General features: G+C 64.6%; 16 protein-coding genes. 8 read left to right on the forward strand and 8 right to left on the reverse strand.

Features of this window, described 5'->3' with window-relative positions; translation table 11 throughout:
* Positions 1–85 precede the first annotated feature (85 nt).
* Together ACQ4W0_RS19240 and ACQ4W0_RS19245 are read left to right on the forward strand one after the other, a co-directional pair.
* Positions 86–538 carry an RrF2 family transcriptional regulator gene (locus ACQ4W0_RS19240; protein ID WP_436578201.1) on the forward strand — a complete coding sequence of 151 codons (453 nt, stop codon included), beginning with the start codon at positions 86–88 and terminating at the stop codon, positions 536–538.
* The gene (locus ACQ4W0_RS19245; RefSeq protein WP_436578202.1) at positions 525–1,547 is read left to right on the forward strand and encodes an NAD(P)/FAD-dependent oxidoreductase; all 1,023 of its coding nucleotides are present in this window, start codon (positions 525–527) and stop codon (positions 1,545–1,547) included. Before ACQ4W0_RS19240 ends, ACQ4W0_RS19245 begins: the two co-directional genes overlap by 14 nt.
* Here the strand turns inward: ACQ4W0_RS19245 and ACQ4W0_RS19250 are convergent.
* The gene (locus ACQ4W0_RS19250) at positions 1,475–2,239 is read right to left on the reverse strand and encodes an SDR family oxidoreductase (RefSeq protein WP_436578203.1); all 765 of its coding nucleotides are present in this window, start codon (positions 2,237–2,239) and stop codon (positions 1,475–1,477) included. The two genes, ACQ4W0_RS19245 and ACQ4W0_RS19250, sit on opposite strands and share 73 nt — an antisense overlap.
* Positions 2,240–2,362: 123 nt before the next feature.
* On the opposite strand from ACQ4W0_RS19250, the gene ACQ4W0_RS19255 reads away from it, so the two are divergent.
* Both ACQ4W0_RS19255 and ACQ4W0_RS19260 read left to right on the forward strand, forming a co-directional pair.
* Positions 2,363–3,286, forward strand: coding sequence for a LysR family transcriptional regulator (locus ACQ4W0_RS19255; protein WP_436578204.1), 924 nt, complete (start codon positions 2,363–2,365; stop codon positions 3,284–3,286).
* 15 nt (positions 3,287–3,301) lie between these two features.
* The gene (locus ACQ4W0_RS19260; protein ID WP_436578205.1) at positions 3,302–4,054 is read left to right on the forward strand and encodes a DUF4303 domain-containing protein; all 753 of its coding nucleotides are present in this window, start codon (positions 3,302–3,304) and stop codon (positions 4,052–4,054) included.
* Positions 4,055–4,057: 3 nt separating this feature from the next.
* Here ACQ4W0_RS19260 and ACQ4W0_RS19265 read toward each other — a convergent pair whose 3' ends face one another.
* From ACQ4W0_RS19265 to ACQ4W0_RS19295, 7 genes are all read right to left on the reverse strand, one after another.
* Positions 4,058–5,179, reverse strand: coding sequence for a metallophosphoesterase (locus ACQ4W0_RS19265; RefSeq protein WP_436578206.1), 1,122 nt, complete (start codon positions 5,177–5,179; stop codon positions 4,058–4,060).
* A gap of 71 nt (positions 5,180–5,250) precedes the next feature.
* Complete coding sequence (locus ACQ4W0_RS19270; RefSeq protein WP_436578207.1) at positions 5,251–6,765, reverse strand: ATP-binding response regulator; 1,515 nt, start codon at positions 6,763–6,765, stop codon at positions 5,251–5,253.
* On the reverse strand, positions 6,752–8,575 hold the full coding sequence (locus tag ACQ4W0_RS19275) for an ATP-binding protein (RefSeq protein ID WP_436578208.1): 1,824 nt from the start codon (positions 8,573–8,575) through the stop codon (positions 6,752–6,754). The genes ACQ4W0_RS19270 and ACQ4W0_RS19275 overlap by 14 nt, the downstream gene beginning before the upstream one ends.
* The gene (locus ACQ4W0_RS19280; RefSeq protein ID WP_436578209.1) at positions 8,572–9,666 is read right to left on the reverse strand and encodes an ATP-binding SpoIIE family protein phosphatase; all 1,095 of its coding nucleotides are present in this window, start codon (positions 9,664–9,666) and stop codon (positions 8,572–8,574) included. The genes ACQ4W0_RS19275 and ACQ4W0_RS19280 overlap by 4 nt, the downstream gene beginning before the upstream one ends.
* Positions 9,663–10,106, reverse strand: a complete 444-nt coding sequence (locus ACQ4W0_RS19285) for an ATP-binding protein (RefSeq protein WP_436578210.1) — start codon at positions 10,104–10,106, stop codon at positions 9,663–9,665. The genes ACQ4W0_RS19280 and ACQ4W0_RS19285 overlap by 4 nt, the downstream gene beginning before the upstream one ends.
* Positions 10,097–10,459, reverse strand: coding sequence for an STAS domain-containing protein (locus tag ACQ4W0_RS19290; protein ID WP_102121508.1), 363 nt, complete (start codon positions 10,457–10,459; stop codon positions 10,097–10,099). Before ACQ4W0_RS19290 ends, ACQ4W0_RS19285 begins: the two co-directional genes overlap by 10 nt.
* 7 nt (positions 10,460–10,466) lie before the next feature.
* Positions 10,467–11,360 carry an STAS domain-containing protein gene (locus ACQ4W0_RS19295; protein ID WP_436578211.1) on the reverse strand — a complete coding sequence of 298 codons (894 nt, stop codon included), beginning with the start codon at positions 11,358–11,360 and terminating at the stop codon, positions 10,467–10,469.
* A gap of 226 nt (positions 11,361–11,586) precedes the next feature.
* On the opposite strand from ACQ4W0_RS19295, the gene ACQ4W0_RS19300 reads away from it, so the two are divergent.
* The 4 genes from ACQ4W0_RS19300 (at position 11,587) to ACQ4W0_RS19315 (ending at position 15,345) form a co-directional block, all read left to right on the forward strand.
* A complete protein-coding gene (locus ACQ4W0_RS19300) occupies positions 11,587–12,000 on the forward strand; it encodes a hemerythrin domain-containing protein (protein WP_436578212.1) in 414 nt (137 codons plus the stop codon).
* A gap of 33 nt (positions 12,001–12,033) precedes the next feature.
* Entirely contained in the window at positions 12,034–13,215 is a 1,182-nt protein-coding gene (hmpA, locus tag ACQ4W0_RS19305; protein WP_436578213.1) for an NO-inducible flavohemoprotein, read from the forward strand.
* A 139-nt stretch (positions 13,216–13,354) separates the two neighbouring features.
* On the forward strand, positions 13,355–13,663 hold the full coding sequence (locus tag ACQ4W0_RS19310) for a DUF485 domain-containing protein (RefSeq protein WP_436578214.1): 309 nt from the start codon (positions 13,355–13,357) through the stop codon (positions 13,661–13,663).
* Positions 13,664–13,677: 14 nt separating this feature from the next.
* A complete protein-coding gene (locus ACQ4W0_RS19315; protein ID WP_436578215.1) occupies positions 13,678–15,345 on the forward strand; it encodes a cation acetate symporter in 1,668 nt (555 codons plus the stop codon).
* Positions 15,346–15,358 lie beyond the last annotated feature (13 nt).

Below are 15,358 nucleotides of genomic sequence, written 5' to 3' on the forward strand. Positions count from 1 at the left end.
GACTCGAAAGGGTCTGCCCCTTTTTTTACGCCTCATGGTTGCAACTCGTTTGCATGTGAATGAATTATGTACTATCATTAGTTACATGAGACGCGACAGCAAACTATCATCGATCCTCCATGTGCTGCTGCACATGGCCCACGCGGGACGCCCGATGACGTCCGAAGAACTTTCCGGCTACCTGGACACCAACCCCGTGCTGGTGCGGCGCGTGATGGCCGGCTTGCGCGAGCGCGGCTACGTGGCGTCGGTCAAGGGCCATGGCGGCGGCTGGCGCATCGTCTGCGACTTGCACCGCGTGACCCTGCAAGACATTTACGTGGCCGTGGGTTCGCCCACCATCTTCGCCATGGGTAACCGCGTCGACCAGCCGGGCTGCCTGGTCGAGCAAGTGGTGAACCAGTCGCTGGCCGGCGCCTTCGATGAAGCCGAGGCGCTGCTGATCCAGCGCTTTGGCGCCGTCACCCTGGCCGACCTGGCCGAACGTTTCAGCCAACAGTACGCCTTACACCGAGGAGTAACACATGCACATTCCTGAATCCCAAGGCGCGGGCAGCGCCACGCCTGCCGCCGCATTCGACGTCCCGTTCGACGCCATCATCGTCGGCGGCAGCTACGCCGGCCTGTCCGCCGCCACGCAACTGGCGCGCGCCCGCCGCCGCGTGCTGGTGATCGACGGCGGCCAGCGCCGCAACCGCTACGCCAGCCATTCCCACGGTTTCCTGACCCGCGACGGCAGCGGGACGGCCGCCATCGCCGCCGAGGGCAAGGCGCAACTGCTGGCGTATGCCACCGTCACCTGGCTGGACGGCACGGCCTTGCAGGCGGCAGCCAGCAGCGATGGCGATGGCTTCGACGTGACCCTGGCGGATGGCAGCGTCGTGCACGGCCGCCGCCTGGTGCTGGCCACCGGCGTGATCGACGAATTGCCGCCCGTCGAAGGCCTGGCCGAACGCTGGGGCAGCAGCGTCTTTCACTGCCCGTATTGCCATGGCTATGAGCTGGAGCAGGGCGCCATCGGCGTGCTGGCCACCGGGCCCCTGTCCATGCACCACGCCCTGATGCTGCCCGACTGGGGCACGGTCACCTTTTTCCTGAATGGCGCATTCGAGCCCGATGCGGTGCAGCTGGCGCAACTGGATGCGCGCGGCGTGACGGTGGTGCGCACGCCCGTGGCGCAGATTGACGGCGTGGCCGATGTAGTCTTGGTGGACGGCAGCCGCCATGCGATGGCCGGCCTGTTCGTGGCGACCCGCACCCGCCTGGCCAGTTCCCTGGCTGGCGAATTGGGCTGCTTGCTGGAAGAGGGCGCCATGGGCCCGTTCGTGCGCACCGACGAACAAAAGGCCAGCAGTGTGCCAGGCGTCTTTTGCTGTGGCGACGCGGGGCGCATGGCAGGCAGCGTGGCGTTCGCGGTGGCCGATGGCGCCATGGCCGGCGTGGCAGCGCACCGCTCGCTGATGTTCGGGCTGGATCAGGCGGCAAAACCGCCGTCGATCTTCAGCCCGGCACCCGTGACGAACGCCGCTTCTGCGCTGGCCAAATAGGCCACCATGCCGGCGATTTCATCGGCCGTGCCGTGGCGGGGCAGGGCCATCAGGCCGTGCATCAGGTCCGCGAAGTCGCCCGTGGGCGGATTCATGTCCGTGGCGACAGGACCTGGTTCCACATTGTTGATGGTGATGCCGCGCGGGCCCAGGTCGCGCGACAGGCCTTGCGTCAGGCCGCTCAGCGCCGACTTGCTCATGGCGTAGGCGGCCGCGCCGCCGAAGGGCATGCGGTGCGCATTCGTGCTGCCGATATTGATGATGCGCCCGCCCGTCTGCATGTGCGCCACGGCCGCCTTGATGGCGACGAACACGGCGCGCACATTGACGTTCAAGGTCTTGTCGAAGTCTGCCAGCGAAAAATCATCGATGGCGCCGGGCAGGAACACGCCCGCGTTGTTGACGAGGATATCGAGACGTCCAAACTGCGCCGCTACCTTGTCGATGGCCGCCGTCAGGGCCGCTGCATCGGCCGCATCGGCCTGCACGCCATGCGCCTTGCCGCCGCTTGCCTCCACCGTGGCGGCCAGCGCCTGCGCTTCGGCGGTGGAATGTTGATACGTGAAGACGACGTGGGCGCCCTGGCGCGCCAGGCGCCGGACGATGGCCGCGCCGATGCCGCGCGAGCCGCCCGTGACGAAGGCGATCTTGTTTTGCAGTGACTGGGAAGAGATGGTGGTTTGGGTTTGCATGATGGGCTTTCTGTGTGGGGAATCGAGAAGCTCAGTATCTGCCTTCGATTGCCTGTGCGGTAGCCATGAATCACTACAATCACTTTCAACCATGGATATCAAATGAGCAGGTAAAATAGGCGCATGGACGCTCTCAATCACTTGCAATCCTTCGTGTTGTCTGCCGAACTGGGCAGCTTTTCCGCGGCCGCGCGCCGTCTGGGGCTGACGCCGGCCGCTGTCAGCAAGAACGTGGCGCGGCTGGAAGCGAGCCTGGGACTGCGGCTGTTCCAGCGCAGCACGCGCCGCCTGACCTTGACGGAAGGGGGCGAGCGTTTCCTGCAGCAGATAGGCGGCGCCCTGTCCACTTTGCGCGAAGCGATCGCCGGCGTGGCCGAAGAGGGCGGCCAGCCGGCCGGCATACTGAAAATCAGCATGGCGCCGTCGTTCGGGCGCAGTTACGTGGTGCCCTTGCTGGGTGACTTCATCGCGCGCTATCCAGGCGTCATCCCCGACTGCCATTTCGACAACCGCCAGGTGGACTTGATCGGCGAAGGTTTTGACGTGGCCATTGGCGGCGGCATTGAGCTGACGCCCGGCGTGGTGGCGCGCGAACTGGGCCACGCCCATATCGTTGCCACGGCGTCGCCCGCCTTCATGCAGGGCAAGGCCATGCCCATGCACCCTTCGGACCTGGCGCACTTCGACGGCGTGGCGCGCCGTTCGGCCGGCAGCGGCAGACTGCGCAGTTGGATATTGCGCAATGGATCGGGCGGCGAAGGCGTGGCAGAATCCCGCCCGCGCGCCATCTTCGACGACCCGGAAGCGATGGCGCAGGCAGCCATTCTGGTCGTCGGCGTGGCGCTGCTGCCCATGCCGCATGCGCTGGCCCATTTGCGCAGCGGTGCATTGATTCGCTTGCTGCCTGGCTGGCGTGCCGATTCCGGCCCCCTGTCCGTGTACTATCCCAGCAAGAAGCTCTTGCCCGCAAAGACGCGTGTGTTCGTCGATTTTTTGCTGGAGCAGTTCCGCCAGCGCGATTTCGCCACGCAGATACGGCCCGATTAAACAATGAAAAATCTCATGCCTAGTAATTACAGCCTGTTTTATACTTTTGACGGCGATCAACCGGCCCGCTTCCGGGAAGCGCGCGTGTTTGGCACGACCGTGTGGACGGCAGCCGGCGCTGCCATGACCTGGGGCGAGGAGACGCGCAAGGACTACGCCAGCGAGGCGGAGGCGCACGCCGCCTACCTGGCCGAGTGCCATGCCGCTCTCATGGATGGCTATACCTTGGCGCGCGCCATGCTCATCGACCCGGCCGTGTTTGATTTCGCGCTGCTGCAAACCCTGGTGGCGGACGCCGCGCGCCTGGCTTTTGATGGCGTACGGCGTGCGCATCCCGAGCAGCACCTTAACGCTTTCGCGCTGGTGAGCGACGACAGTGCCATGACCATCGGCCCCATGGCGAACAGCCGCGAAGCGCTGGCGGCTTCCGAATATGGCGAAGAGATGCTGTGGAATCCGGCCGAATGGGCGTTTGACGACGGCGGCGCGTATTTCGACAGCGCCTACCGCTTGCTGCTGCAGGCGCACCGCGAGCTGCCGTTCGACGTCGATTTCGACACCTTCCGCAGCGGTGTGTTCGACGCTTGCATTGCCGCGCTGGCGCAGCTCGACGCCGAAGGGGTATTCGGCACCGGTGCGCAGCGCGACGAGGGCGTGCTGCTGTTCGAAGTCAGCGACAGCGAACCCGTGGAAAACGCCATGGCGCGTTTGAATTCGCCAGCCGTGGTAGCGCGTTTCGAGGCATGGATGGCCAGCTGGACCGACTAGCTTCTATGCCGCCACCAGCCTGAGCCGCGTAATCTCCGCCGGTGCGCCGATGCGTTTCGGCGGGCCCCAGTAACCGGTGCCGCGGCTGACGTAAATCCACAGGCGGCCTTGCCGGTGCAGTCCCGCCACATACGGCTGCTGCAGCGGCACGAACAAATTCCACGGCCAGAATTGGCCCCCGTGCGTGTGGCCCGACAGTTGCAGGTCGTAGCCGGCCGATTCAGCCTCGGGCGCGCTGCGCGGCTGGTGCGCCAGCAGGATGCGGGGGATATCGGCTGGCGCGCCGGCGATGGCCGCTTGCGGGTCGCTTTTCTGGGCGGGATCGAAGGCGGCGGCGTTGAAATCGGTGACGCCAGCCAGCACCAGGCGCGCGCCGTCGTGCTCAAGAATCACATGTTCATTCATCAGCACGCGCAAGCCCAGGCGGCGAAATTCCGCCACCCAGGGCGCGGCGCCCGAATAGTATTCGTGGTTGCCCGTCACCAGAAAGACGCCATGGCGCGCACGCAGCTCGTCCAGCGGCGCCGTGTGGCTGCCCAGTTGCGCCACCGTGCCATCGACTACGTCGCCCGTGATGGCGATAAGGTCCGCCTGCAGGCCGTTGGCGCGCGCGACGATGGCTTCCACGTAGGCGCGCTTGATGGTGGCACCCACGTGGATGTCGCTCAGTTGCACGATGCTTAATCCTTGCAGGGCGACCGGCAGGCCGGCGATGGGCACGTCGACCTCGCGCACGCGCGCCACCTTGCGGGCGTTGATGAAGCCGACGACGGTGGCCAGCAGTGCCAGGAGCAGCACGGCCACGGCGGATGCCTGCGCGTGCGGCCGGGTGGCGGGAATCAGCATCAGCACTTCGCGCAGCACGGTGAGCACGAACAGCGAGGAAAAAAAGCCCATGCACAGCGAGCCGGCCCAGCTCAAGCGGTCGGCCAGGCGCGCATCGTTGGTGACGGCGCGGGCGAAGATGGTCATCGGCATCAGCATGGTCGACGCCAGCAAGACCAGGCCGCCCAACAGCCAGCCGGCCAGGCCGACGGGAAGGGCAGGCAGCAGCAACCAGCCCAGCAGGGCGTGCAGGGCGCCCAATATCATGGTGATGCGCAGCAGCGGCGCGCGGGTTGTCATGTCATGGTTCCAATGGTGAGGCGGCCGCCGATTATAGCCGACGCCTGGTCAACAGGCAGCCGCCACCCCGCTCATGGTGCGATATGCAGTCCCAGCATGGCCAGCTTGCCGAAATCGACGGGCTTGGCGAAGTGCTCATTGAAACCGGCCTGCAGGGCCGCCTGGCGGTCGTGCTCCTGGCCGTAGCCGGTCAGCGCGATGAGCAGGAAGTGCTGCGGTATCGGCAACTGGCGCAGTTTGCCAGCGACGTCGTAGCCGCTCATGTCGGGTAGGCCGATGTCGAGAAAGACGATATCGGGCTTGAATTCCAGCGTGCGCTCGGTCGCTTGCGCGCCCGTGTAGGCCGTGCGCACCGTGTGGCCGTACATTTCCAGCAGTTCGGCCAGGGTATCGGCCGCATCGCAGTTGTCGTCGACGACGAGGATGCGCTGGCTGCCGCCGGGCGCTGCCTGCGGCGCTGGCGCGGTCGGTGGCGCCACGTTGGCGTCGAGCGGCAGGATGACCTCGAAAGTGCTGCCCAACCCTACGCCGGGGCTGCTCACGCTGACCTGGCCGCCATGCAAGCTCACCAGCTTGCGCACCAGCGACAGGCCGATGCCCAGGCCATCCTGCACCCGGTCGGGCGCGTGGCCGCTTTGCTCGAACAGGCCGAAGATGCTGTCGATGCTGGCGGCGGCGATGCCGATGCCGTTGTCGCTCAGGCATATGTGCACATTGTCACCTTCGCGCCTGGCGCTAATGGCGATGCGCCCGCCCGGCGCCGTAAACTTGGCCGCGTTGAGCAGCAGGTTGGCAACGATCTGCGACAGGCGCACGGCGTCGCCGCAGACCCACAGTTCTTCCTTGGGCATGCCCACGTCCAGTGCATGGCCGCGCGCTTCGATGCTGTGCGAACTCGTTTCCAGCGCGCTGCGGATGACGCTGGCCAGGCTCACGCTTTCCCATTGCAGCGAGATTTTGCCCTGCGAAATGCGCGACACGTCGAGCAAGTCGTCCACCAGGCGCACCAGGTGATCCGTGTGGCGGGCGATGGTGCGGCGCGCATTGTCCTGCACGGCCGGCACGACGGGATCGAGCTTGCACAGCAGGGCCAGCGCCGTGCGGATGGGGCCCAGCGGGTTGCGCAGTTCGTGCGCCAGGGTGGCCAGGAATTCATCCTTGCGGCGGTCCACGTCGCGCAATGCGCGCTCGACGCGGCCCAGACGCAGCAGCGCCCTGACGTTGGCGATCAATTCATCCGCCTCGATCGGCTCGACCAGGTAATTGTCGGCGCCGCCGTCGAGGGCGCGGATCTTGTCGGCCGTGCCGATGCAGGAAGCGGACGTTTGCAGCACCAGGATGGTGTTCGTCTCGGCGCCGCCCTTCAACTGGCGGCACACTTCCAGGCCGTTGATGTCGGGCAGCTTGACGTCGAGCAGTATCAGGTTGGGGTGGTCCTGGCGGGCGCGCAGCAGCGCGTCGCCTCCGTTCGAGGCTTCGATGACCTTGAAGCCGGCGCGTTTGAGGATGCGCGACTTGGCGTAGCGGGCGCCATCGCTGTCATCGACGTTGAGGATCAGAGCATCGCTATTGTTATCCGGTAGCATGCGCATTGTCCCAGGTGGTTGTGCCTTGCGGCGGAATCGGCTCTTGCCGGTGGTGTGGATTGCAGATCAGCGCGCGCAGGGTCGCCAGCAATTGCTGGCGCAGCAGCGGCTTGACGTAGTAGGCGTCGGCGCCCAGGGCCAGGCCCTTGCGTACGTCGTCGATCTCGGTGGCGACGATGACGGGCACCTGGCGCCGCAGCGGGTCATTTTTCAGCTCGGCCAGCCAGTGCCAGGCCGTTTCGCCGTGCAGCATGATGTCGAGGATGACGGCGGCAGGGCGCTGCTGTTCCCAGTGTTCCTGCGCTTCTCGCACGCTGCGCGCGGGAACGACGCGAAATTCGCTGCCGGCCAAGAATTTTTCATACAGCAGGCGGATGGGCGGATTGTCTTCCACCACCAGCACGTCGATGCGCTGGTCGTTGCCGTTGTCGTTGGCCGGTGCGCAAGGCGGCAGGCTGCCTTCCGGCGCATGGTAGCTGACCGGAAGCACGACGGAAAACAGCGAACCCTGGCCCGGCGTGCTTTCCACCTCCACCGTGCCATTGAGCAGGGTGGCCAGGTTGCGGCATAGGGGCAGGCCCAGGCCCGTGCCCTTGACCTTGCGCTGCATGTGGTTTTCCACCTGGCTGAATTCCTCGAAGATCAGCTGCACGTCTTCGGCGGCGATGCCCAGGCCCGTGTCGGAGACGGAAAAACGGATGGCGTCCTGCTCCGGCAAGGGCGTGGCGCTGACGATGATGGCGCCCGCTTCCGTGAACTTCAGGGCGTTGGCGATGAAGTTGCGCAGGATTTGCGACAGCTTGCCTTCATCCGTATGGATGTGCAGCGCCGGATCTGGGGCGATGAAGGTCAGGGTCAGCGACTCGGACACCAGCAGCGGGCGCAGCATGCCGCGCAGGGCGCTGAACAGGTCGGCGATCTGGAAACTGTTGGCGTGCACGTCGACCTTGCCCGCCTCGATCTTGGCCAGGTCCAGCAAATCGTTCACCAGGTCGCTCAGGCTGACGGCGCTTTGCAGGATGAACAGCACCTGCTTTTCCTGCTCCTCCGACAGTTCGCCATCGATGCGGTCGAGCAGCAGCTTGGACAGGGCGCGGATGGAGCTGAGCGGCGTGCGGAATTCATGGCTCATGTTCGACAGAAAGCGCGATTTCATCTGGTCGGCGCGGCGCAGGTGGTCGGCTTTTTCGTCCAGTTCCGCGAACAGCGCCACTACGCCCCGGTTGGTGTCTTCCAGTTCGCGCGTCAGCTGCAGCAGGTCGTCCTGGCGCGTTTTCAGTTCGGCCAGGGTGCTCAGGAGTTCGCGGTTCTGCTGCTGCACTTCGGAGAGCGTGATATCCGAGGGCAGTGCCTGCAGGCAGCCGGACAGCGCGCCGATGCTCTGCCCGTCGAGCAGTGGCGCGGCGCGCGGGAACAGCTTTTGCAAGGTGATGTGCGTGCCATCGCCGGGCGTGCTGTGGATGTGGCAACGGTCCATCAGGCGCTGCGCGCCCAGGATGCCCAATCCCATTCCCGTGCGCGAGCGGTAGGTGCCGGCCAGTATCTGTTCGAGCTGCGCGATGCCGGGCCCCTGATCCTCGATGCGGATGCTGAGCACCTGCGGCGCCGTCTGGCCATCGATGGCGAAATGCACCTTGCCGCTGCCGGCGTAGTTGTAGACGTTGCGCGCCAGCTCCGACACTGCCGTGGCGATGCGCACCTGGTCCTGCACGCCGAAACCGCACAGGGCGGCGATTTGCCGCGCGCGCTGGCGTGCGCCCACCACATCGAGTTCGCTGCCGATATGGGCCGTCAATATGCGTTGTGTCATGCCGCACCTGTCCCTTCTGCGGTTTCTGCGGTTACAGCCTGGTGTTCCTGATGTTCGCGCAGTACCACCACCGTGACGTCGTCGCGTCCGCGCGCAAAGTCGCGGTACAGCACGGCGGCGACCAGGCTGGGGTGGCATTGCGTCAGGCCCGGATACTGTTCCAGGTCCCAGCGCGTATGCAGGCCGTCGCTATGCATGATCAAGGTCGTGCCCGGCTGCCATGGATAGCAAAATTCCTGCACCTTGCGCAGATTGCTGCCCACGATGCCGTTATGCGACAGCAAATGCCGGCGCTGATGCGCATTGAAGGCGCAGGCGGCGATATTGCCTACGCCCGCATAGCGCAATTCGCGGCGCGCGCTGTCGATATGCGCCACCGCCAGGGCCGCGCCGCGCGTGGTGCGCAGGGCGCCGTGGGCCAGTTCGATGAAGGGGGCGGGCAGGGGCGGCAGGCCAGGCGTGTCGTGCTCCAGCAGCGCGCTGGCGCATTCCGAGGCGCGCGCCGCCAGCGGGCCGTGGCCCAGGCCATCGGCCACCATCAGGCTCAGTTCATGGCCTTCGCAGACCACGTTCCAGGCGTCGCCGCACACCTGCTCCGATGCCAGCGGCAGGCACACGGCGCCGATCTGCCAGTTCAGGCTGGCCGGGATGGCGCTGCTGGCGTGCTGCCCCCATACCACCATCATCAGCAGCGTGCCCTTGCCGGGCGCGGTGTACAGGTCGAATTCCTGGCTCAATCGGCGTATCGCGCCCAGCCCCACGCCGTAGGTGCCGGTGGTGGAATGGCCGTCCTGCATGTGCTGGCGCACATTGGCCATGCCGGGGCCGTTGTCGATGGCCAGCACTTCGATGCCGCTGGTGCCGCCGCGCAGCACCTTGCGCAGCAGGATTTCGCCGCGCTGCGCGTGCTTGACGATGTTGGTGGCCGCTTCGCTGATGATGATGGCCAGCTGGCCCGTGCGCACGTCGTCGAAACCGATGCGGCGCGCCAGTTCGTTGCCGGCGCGGCGGGCTGCGGCGATCTCGCTTGGTTCGCCGATGGGAAAACTGCGTTGCCTGGCAATGTCAGGGGCTTGCTCGATGTGGTTCAAAACAGCTTCCATTTCGCGATGGTGACTGTGGTGCCCGCGCCGGGCGCCGTGTCGATGTGAAAGGCGTCTGCCAGGCGCTTGGCGCCACCCAGCCCCAGTCCCAGGCCGCCGCCGCTGGTGTAGCCATCGGTCAGCGCCAGGGGAATATTGTCGATGCCCGGACCCGCATCGACAAAGCGCAGTTCCAGGCCCTGGCGCGCGCCATCGCTGACGCGCGCGATGCGCGCTTCGCCGCCGCCGCCGTAGCGCAGGGTGTTGCGCGCCAGTTCGCTCGCCGCCGTGATGATCTTGGTCTGTTCGATCAGGCCGAAACCCATGGCGACCATGCTGTCGCGTACCTGCTTGCGCAGCCGCACGACGTCTTCATCGCTGTGCAGGGACAGGATCTGCGCGCGCTCCTGTGCCTGTGCGCCCAGCACGGCGCCCCCCGTCATGCGCATGCGCCGCCCTGTTCCAGCAGCTTGATGCCCCGTTCCACGTTCAGCGCCGTGCTCACGCCTTCCAAGGTCAGGCCCAGTTCCACCAGGGTGATTGCGACGGCCGGCTGCATGCCCACGACCACCGTGCGCGCGTCGAGGATTTTCGCCATCGCCGCCGTGTTACTGATCATGCGGCCGATGAAGGAATCGACGATGTCGAGCGCGGAAATGTCGATCAGCACACCCGTGGCGCGGTCCGTCACGATGCGCGTGGTCAGGTCGTCCTGCAAGGTCATCGCCAGGCGGTCATGCATGTCCACCTGGATCGTCACCAGCAGCAGCCGGCCCATGCGTAAAATGGGAATTCTTTCCATAGGCGCCTCAATGTTGTTGCTGCTGGTAAGTGATGCTGGAACCCGTGCGTTTCAGGGCCACGACGAAGGCGTCGGCCAGGGTGGCCTTGGTGATCACGTCTTCCAGGTTCACGCCCAGGTGCACGATGGTTTGCGCGATCTGCGGGCGGATGCCGCTGATGATGCAGTCGGCGCCCATCAGGCGCGCCGCGGCGATGGTTTTCAGCAGGTGCTGCGCCACCAGGGTGTCGACGGTCGGCACGCCCGTGATGTCGATGATGGCGATCAGGGCGCCCGTGTCGACGATCTTTTGCAGCAGGCTTTCCATCACCACCTGCGTACGGGCGCTGTCGAGGGTGCCGATCAGGGGCAGGGCCAGCACGTTTTGCCACAGCTGCACCACGGGCGTGGACAGTTCCAGCAATTCCTGTTGCTGGCGCAATATCACCTGTTCGCGCACCTTCTGGTAGATGGCTATGGTCAGCAGGCCCAGCTCGTCGAACAGCTTGCTGGTGCCGATGATGGCGTCGCCCAACTGCTGCGGCTGCGCCGTGATTTCCTTGCGCAGATAGGCGAACAGCGGCTCCTTCAGGGCAAACATGAAGCTGGCCGTGTCGATCGGCGAATAGCCCTGGCGCACGCGCGATTGCGATATTTCGGCCAGCAGCTGACGCGTGTCGTCCCAGGCGCCGCCTTCGATGTCGAATGCGTCGCCGCTTTCCAGGGCGCTGGCCAGCAGCGGCAGCAATTGCGCCGCCTGCTGGCGCAGCTCATTTTCCGCAATCTTGTCGCGCCGTAGCAGGCGGGCGACCAGGCCGGCCATCCAGCCGTCCAGCAGTTCCGTGTGGTGCTCGCTGATGATGCTGGCCAGTTGCTGCGCCTGGCCCGTGCCCGTCTTGACCGTGTCCGTCTTCATTTTCATGCTCATCCTTGGCTGGAGTGGAGGGTGCGGCACGGCCGCAAACGGGCACGCGCTGTGATGAATAAATTATAGGCAGGCAGGGTCGTGGCTTGTGTTCTGTGCCGCACATAGTGGCGCATGTCGATCCAGATTCCAGCAGGAAACACTGACACTTTAAAGATGCATGTAATTTGCATGTTTAAGCGAATTCCGCTACACTGGCATCACTCAACAAGAGAAACACGCCATGAATATCGACAAATTCAAACAGCAGCACCTGGCCATCCTGGCCTCCATCGATGACTTGCGCCAGCTGGCGCGCGGCGGTGTCGCCGCACAGGCACAGGCTATTGCCGAACAGATCATCGCCATGAGCGGCTTGATCAAGCTGCACCTGGCCGTCGAGCAGCGCTACCTGTATCCGGCTGCGCAGAGTTGCGGCGTGACCAAGGTGGCGCAGCTGGGGCGCCAGTACGAAAACGAAATGCACGGCATTGCCGGCGCCTACCTGGACTTCGCCGGCCGCTGGAATACGCCGGTGCGCCTGGCAGCCGAACCGGATGCCTTCCGCAGCGAAGCCAATACCGTGCTGCACGCGCTGTATCAGCGTATGCGGCGCGAGGACCACGAACTGTATCCAGCGGTAGAGACGCTGGCATAACACCGATTCATGACATACACACAGGAGTTTTACATGCTGACCCAAGAACAACGCGCCATCATCACGGCCACCGTCCCCATCCTCGAACAGGGCGGTGAAGCGCTGACGCGCCACTTCTACAAGAATCTGTTCCGCGACCATCCCGAAGTGCTGCCGTACTTTAACCAGGCGCACCAGCACAGCGGCGACCAGCAGCGCGCGCTGGCCAATGGCGTGTTGATGTACGCCAAGCATATCGACCAGCTTGCCGCGTTGGGCGACCTGGTGGCCACCATCGTCAACAAGCACGTGGCCCTGCAGATCCGTGCCGAACACTATCCGCTGGTGGGCGCCAGCCTGCTGCAAGCCATCCGCGAAGTGCTGGGCGCCGAGGTGGCCAGCGACGCCGTCATCGACGCCTGGGGTGCAGCCTACGGCCAGCTGGCCGACATCCTGGCCGGCGAAGAAGGGCGCATCTACAAGGCGCAGGCCGCCGCGCCTGGCGGCTGGAGCGGCGCGCGCGACTTTATCGTGCAGGGCAAGCATGTGGAAAGCGACGAGATCACGTCCTTCCTGATGGCGCCCGCCGATGGCCAGCCCGTGCTCGACTTTGCGCCGGGTCAATATATTGGTGTGCTGGCCATGGTCGATGGCGTGCCCATGCGCCGCCAGTACTCCTTGTCCGCCGCCAGCAATGGTCAGACTTACCGCATCAGCATCAAGCGCGAGCAGGGTGGCAAGGTCTCCAATTTCTTCCACGACCACGTGCAGGCGGGCGATACGGTGCAGCTGACGCCGCCATCGGGCGACTTCGTGCTGATCGACAGCGACAAGCCGCTGGTGCTGATCAGCGGCGGCGTGGGCATCACGCCGACCCTGGCCATGCTGACGGCGGCCCTGCGCGGCAAGCGTCCCGTGCATTTCATCCACGCGGCGCGCAACCAGGGCGTGCATGCGTTTCGCCAGCAGATCGACGCACTGGCCGCGCAGCACCCGCAACTGCAGCGTTATTACTGCTATGCGGAACATGGCGGCGAGCAAGAGGCGCCGGACGCTGTCGGCTTGCTCAATAAAGAGAACCTCGATTGCTGGCTGCCGGCCTCGCGCGACGTCGATGCCTACTTCCTGGGACCGCAGCCCTTCATGCGCGCCGTCAAGCAATACTTGCGCGAGCTGGGCGTGCCGGAACAGCAGACGCACCATGAGTTCTTCGGACCGGCCGCCGCGCTGAACTGACCCTGCCTGCCTTGTGTTGCTCCTTGTGTTGCTTCTGCGAGAAAAAACCGCTGCCGTAAGGGGCGGGTAAGTCTCGCGCTGTACTGTGAATCCAAGCTCACACAAAAGAGCACGCTTTTACATAACAGGAGGCAACACAATGCATGACGATCTGGTTCAGAAAATCAAGGGAGATCCCAACTATCATCAGTTGGTCAAGGTACGCTCCCGCTTCGGCTGGGCGCTGACGGGCCTGATGATGCTGGTGTACTACGGCTACATCTTGCTCATCGCCTTCAACAAGGAATTTCTCGCCACTAAAACGGGCACGGGCGTGATGACCTGGGGCATGCCGATCGGCCTGTTCGTCATCGTGTTTACCGTGGTGATCACCGGCATTTACGTGCGCCGCGCCAACAAGCAATTCGACGACCTGACCAGCGCCATCCAGGCACGGGTGCAAGCATGAACGGCGCCCCATCGATGCAACGCAAATTTTTCTGCCTGGCAGTCCTGACCTTGCTGGCGAGCGCCAGCAACAGTGTGCTGGCGGCCGGCGCCGACCTGGGCCAGGCAGTCAAGCAACCCACCAACTGGACGGCGATCACCATGTTCGCCGCCTTCGTCATCTTCACCCTGTTCGTCACCAAGTGGGCGGCCGCGAAGACCAAGTCGGCCTCCGATTTCTATACGGCCGGCGGCGGCATCACGGGCTTCCAGAATGGCCTTGCCATTGCGGGCGACTATATGTCGGCCGCCTCCTTCCTCGGCATTTCCGCCGCCGTCTTTCTGAACGGCTACGATGGCTTGATCTACGCCATCGGCTTTCTCGTCGGCTGGCCCATCATCACCTTCCTGATGGCCGAGCGCCTGCGCAACCTGGGCCGTTACACGTTTGCCGACGTGGCCGCCTACCGCTTCAAGCAGGCGCCGATCCGCATTTTCTCGGCTTCCGGCACCCTGGTCGTGGTGGCGTTCTACCTGATCGCGCAGATGGTGGGCGCGGGCCAGCTGATCAAGCTGCTGTTCGGCCTCGAATACTGGATCGCTGTCGTCCTGGTCGGTACATTGATGATGATTTACGTGCTGTTTGGCGGCATGACGGCCACCACCTGGGTGCAGATCATCAAGGCCGTGATGTTGCTGGGCGGCGCCACCTTCATGGCCGTGGCCGTGCTGGCGCAATTCAACTTCAGCCCGGAAGCGCTGTTCGCCAAGTCGGTGGACGTGCACGCCGCCAAGGAAGCCATCATGGGTCCCGGTTCCTTCATCAAGGACCCGATCTCGGCCATCTCCTTCGGCATGGCGCTGATGTTCGGTACGGCCGGCTTGCCGCACATCCTGATGCGTTTCTTCACGGTGCCGAGCGCCAAGGAAGCGCGCAAATCCGTGTTCTGGGCCACTACCTGGATCGCCTATTTCTACATCCTGACCTTCATCATCGGCTTTGGCGCCATCGTGCTGGTGAGCACCAATCCCGAGTTCAAGGATGCTGCAGGCAAGTTGCTGGGTGGTAATAACATGGCGGCCGTGCATCTGGCCAAGGCCGTGGGCGGTAATGTGTTCCTCGGCTTCATGTCGGCTGTCGCGTTTGCCACCATCCTGGCCGTCGTGGCTGGCTTGACCCTGTCGGGCGCTTCAGCCGTGTCGCACGATCTGTATGCCACCGTCATCAAGAAGGGCAAGGCCACGGGCGCCAATGAATTGAAAGTGTCGCGCGTGACCACCATCGTCCTGGGCATCATCGCCGTGGTGCTGGGCATCGCGTTTGAAAAGCAGAATATTGCCTTCATGGTTTCGCTGGCCTTCGCCATCGCCGCTTCGGCCAACTTCCCCGTGCTGTTCATGTCGGTGCTGTGGAAAGACTGCACCACGCGGGGCGCCACCATCGGCGGCTTCCTGGGCTTGACCACGGCAGTGGCGCTGACGGTGGTGTCGAAGTCCGTGTGGGTCGACGTGCTGGGCCACCCGGCGGCGTTGTTCCCGTACGCCTCGCCAGCGCTGTTCTCGATGACGGCAGGCTTTGTCGGCATTTGGCTGTTCTCGGTGCTCGACAAGAGCCCGCGCGCGCGCATCGACCGCGCCGGTTACGAAGCGCAGCAAATGCGTTCGGAAACGGGCATCGGCGCCTCTGGTGCCAGCGCGCATTGATGTTTTAGATAGT

Origin of the sequence: Janthinobacterium breve, assembly GCF_051380895.1 — a bacterium.
In the GTDB taxonomy this organism is placed as follows: Bacteria; Pseudomonadota; Gammaproteobacteria; order Burkholderiales; family Burkholderiaceae_D; genus Janthinobacterium.